This is a genomic window from Alloalcanivorax balearicus MACL04, from assembly GCF_025532145.1.
Lineage (GTDB): Bacteria > Pseudomonadota > Gammaproteobacteria > Pseudomonadales > Alcanivoracaceae > Alloalcanivorax > Alloalcanivorax balearicus.
In genome coordinates this window covers 1-2,986 of sequence record NZ_ARXS01000058.1, presented here as the reverse complement: position 1 = coordinate 2,986, position 2,986 = coordinate 1, and the positions used below count along the sequence as shown (strand labels likewise).

The 2,986-nt window shown below is 65.1% G+C and carries 1 protein-coding gene; it reads right to left on the bottom strand.

Features of this window, described 5'->3' with window-relative positions:
* Window positions 1–51: 51 nt before the first annotated feature.
* The gene (locus MA04_RS21605) at window positions 52–2,772 is read right to left on the bottom strand and encodes a response regulator (protein WP_262462819.1); all 2,721 of its coding nucleotides are present in this window, start codon (window positions 2,770–2,772) and stop codon (window positions 52–54) included.
* Window positions 2,773–2,986: the final 214 nt, after the last annotated feature.

The window sequence follows — 2,986 nt, the reverse complement described above, 5'->3', positions numbered from 1 at the left end:
AATCCGTGTCTACTTAAATGGGGCCAGTCCACGCCTTTGGCTTTTCGCTGTTCACTGTTCACTATTCACTGCCTTTCCATGTTCTTGCACCTGCTCAATCGCCTCCAATAACTGCCCCACCAAGGTATCCAGCTGCGCGTCCGGCTGGTGGCCCTTGAGGCCTTCCTCGAGGCGGCGGGCGGCTTGTTCCAGGCGGGGGGTGCCACAGTAGCGGGTGGCGCCGTGGAGGCGGTGGACCCGTTCCAGCAGCTCTTGCTGGTCGCCGCTTTGCGCCAGGTCACGGATGCCGGGGCCGTCCTGTTCCAGATTGTTGAGCAGCATCTCGAACATGTCCCGGGCCAGGGCGTCGCGGCCGCCGGCGCGTTTGCGGCCCAGTTCCTCATCCACCACCGGGGTGTCCGGCTCGATGTCGATGTCAGCGGTCTTGTTTTCCGGTTGCGCCGGTGTGCTGCTTTGTCGACCGAGAACCCAGCGCTCCAGAGTATGGCGAAGCTGCTCCTCGGTGATCGGTTTGCTCAGGTAGTCGTCCATGCCGGCGGCCAGCAGGGCGCGCTTTTCGTTTTCCAGGGCGTGGGCGGTGAGCGCGATGATCGGCGTGCGCTGGCTTTCGCCTTCCCGCTCACGCAGGGCCAGGGTGGTTTCCAGACCGTCCATGCCGGGCATGTGCACGTCCATGAAAATCAGGTCGAAGGTGCCCTGGCTGAACGCGTCCAGGGCCTCCTGGCCACCGGCGCAGGGCACCACCTGGGCGCCCAGTTCTTCGAGAAAAATGCGCGCCAGTTTGAGGTTGCCGGGATGATCGTCCACCACCAGCACGCGCGGATGGCAGCCCAGGGGCGTCAGCAATTCCTGGTGGCGGGAGCGGTCGCCGCCCAGGCCGCTCAATTCCAGCAGGGCATCGCGCAAGCGGCGGCGGGTGGCGGGTTTGCCCAGCACCCGGCAATGGGGCTGGTCGGCCAGTTCGTCCGCCAGATAGTCGCCGTTGTTGGCCAGCACCAGCACCGGTGCCTGACTGTGCCGCGCCAGCCGCTGGATCAGCGGGGCCAGGCCCACCGGGTCCCGGGTCATGGCCGGCACGCCGACCACATAGAAATCGGTTTGCGGCAGATTCTCCGCCGCCAGGTGTGAATCCAGTACGTCCATGCCCTGGATTTCGCTGATCCGCATACGCCAGCCGGAAAACATATGGTACAGACCCAGGCGAGCGTACTCGCTGGCTTCCACCAGCGTTACCGACAGCCGTGCCAGCTCCGCCGGCGGCGATTCCGGACGGGTGCCCACATCGCGTTCACAGCGCAGCGTGAACCAGAAGGTGGAGCCCTGGCTGGGGGTGCTGTCGATGCCGATCTCGCCGCCCATGCCTTCCACCAGACGCTTGGAGATGGCCAGCCCCAGCCCGGTGCCGCCGGCCCTGCGGCTGGCGCTCTGGTCGGCCTGGGTGAAGGCGTTGAACAGGCTTCGCTGCACGTCCTCGCTGAGCCCGTTGCCGGTGTCGGTGACGGTGATCTTGACCACCGCCTCGGCGCCTTTCTGCTCTTCCAGCATGGCCCGTACCACCACCGAACCGTGCTCGGTGAATTTGATCGCGTTGCTGACCAGGTTGGTGAGCACCTGGCGGATGCGCAGCGGGTCTCCGAGCAGGTGGGAGGGCAGATCGGAATAGATGATCGCTGCCTGTTCCAGGCCTTTCTCCTGGGCCAGTGGCGCCAGCATGGTCTGCACGTCCTCGATGATGTCGTGCAGGTTGAGGGGAATGTGTTCCAGCGACAGGCGCCCGGCCTCGATCTTGGAGAAGTCGAGGATGTCGTTGATGATCGACAGCAACGCCTCGGCGCTCTTGCGGATGGTGTTCAGATAATCCTGCTGGCGGGGAGACAGGTCCGAGCGTTCCAGCAGCCGGGTGAAGCCGATGATGCCGTTCAGCGGCGTGCGAATCTCATGGCTCATGTTGGCCAGGAACTCGGACTTGATCTGACTGGCCTTGAGCGCTTCCTTGCGCGCCATGTCCAGCTCGATGTTCTGGATCTCGATGGTTTCCAGGGTTTCGCGCAAATCCTGGGTGGCCTGATCCACGTTCTTCTGCAGCTCCGCCTGGGCATCGTCCAGGGCGCCCACCATATTGCGCAGCCCATCTTCCAGATCGGCCAGCTCGCCCAGGGCGCCGGTCTTCGGCGGCGGGCTGAGATCGCCGTCGCGGACCCGCCGCACGGTATCCAGCAGGCCACCGATGGGCAGGGTGACCTGGGCCGCCAGCCGCGAGGCGGGAATCAGCGCCAGCGCCATCAGCAGCATCACCACGCCGAACATGGTGAGCATGGATTCGAGGATTTCCACGTACTGGCCCTGGCGGGAAAATTCCACCGTCAGCAGCTGATTGGGGCGGCCCGGCAGGGGGCGAACCAGCTGCCAACTGGAGTCGGTGAGCAGCCGGGCGCCGCCCACCTCATTGGTTTCGCTGCGTTCCACCGGCCGCAGCCGCGGCCCCGCGTGCAAATGCCAGCCGGCACGGTGATCGGCGAGGCTGGTGGCGCGGACGTCCGGTTGTTCCAGCAGCTCGCGCAGCAACTGGTCGCGCGAGGTGTCCGGCATCCCTTCCAGGGCGGCCAGCCGGGCGGCATAGCTGTCGATGATCAATTGCTGGCGCAGCGCATCGTCCACGCGCAGTTCCAGAATGCGATTGATCAGCGCATAGCCGCCGACCACCAGCGCCGCCAACAGAGCGGGCAGGGCGGTCATCGCCATGATGCGGGTGCGCAGACTGGAGCGGGCCATATTCGCCTTATTACTATTCGGTGGCGGTCATTATGCCGGAGTTAGCGGTGGCTGCCAGTGGCGGGGGGAGGCTTGTCCGCATACACGCCGACACGCAACACGCTTGCACGCGAATGAGGAGGCGGTCAGAGGCCGCATTTGCTGGTTATTAAAAGCGTTGACAGGGCTGCCTAGCCTGGGAACCTTCGTGCCAGCGTGCCAGCGTGCCAGCGTG

Coding starts and splice junctions, on each gene's coding strand:
- MA04_RS21605 (WP_262462819.1), bottom strand. CDS start 2,772: ATGGCCCGCTCCAGTCTGCGCACCCGCATCATGGCGATGACCGCCCTG.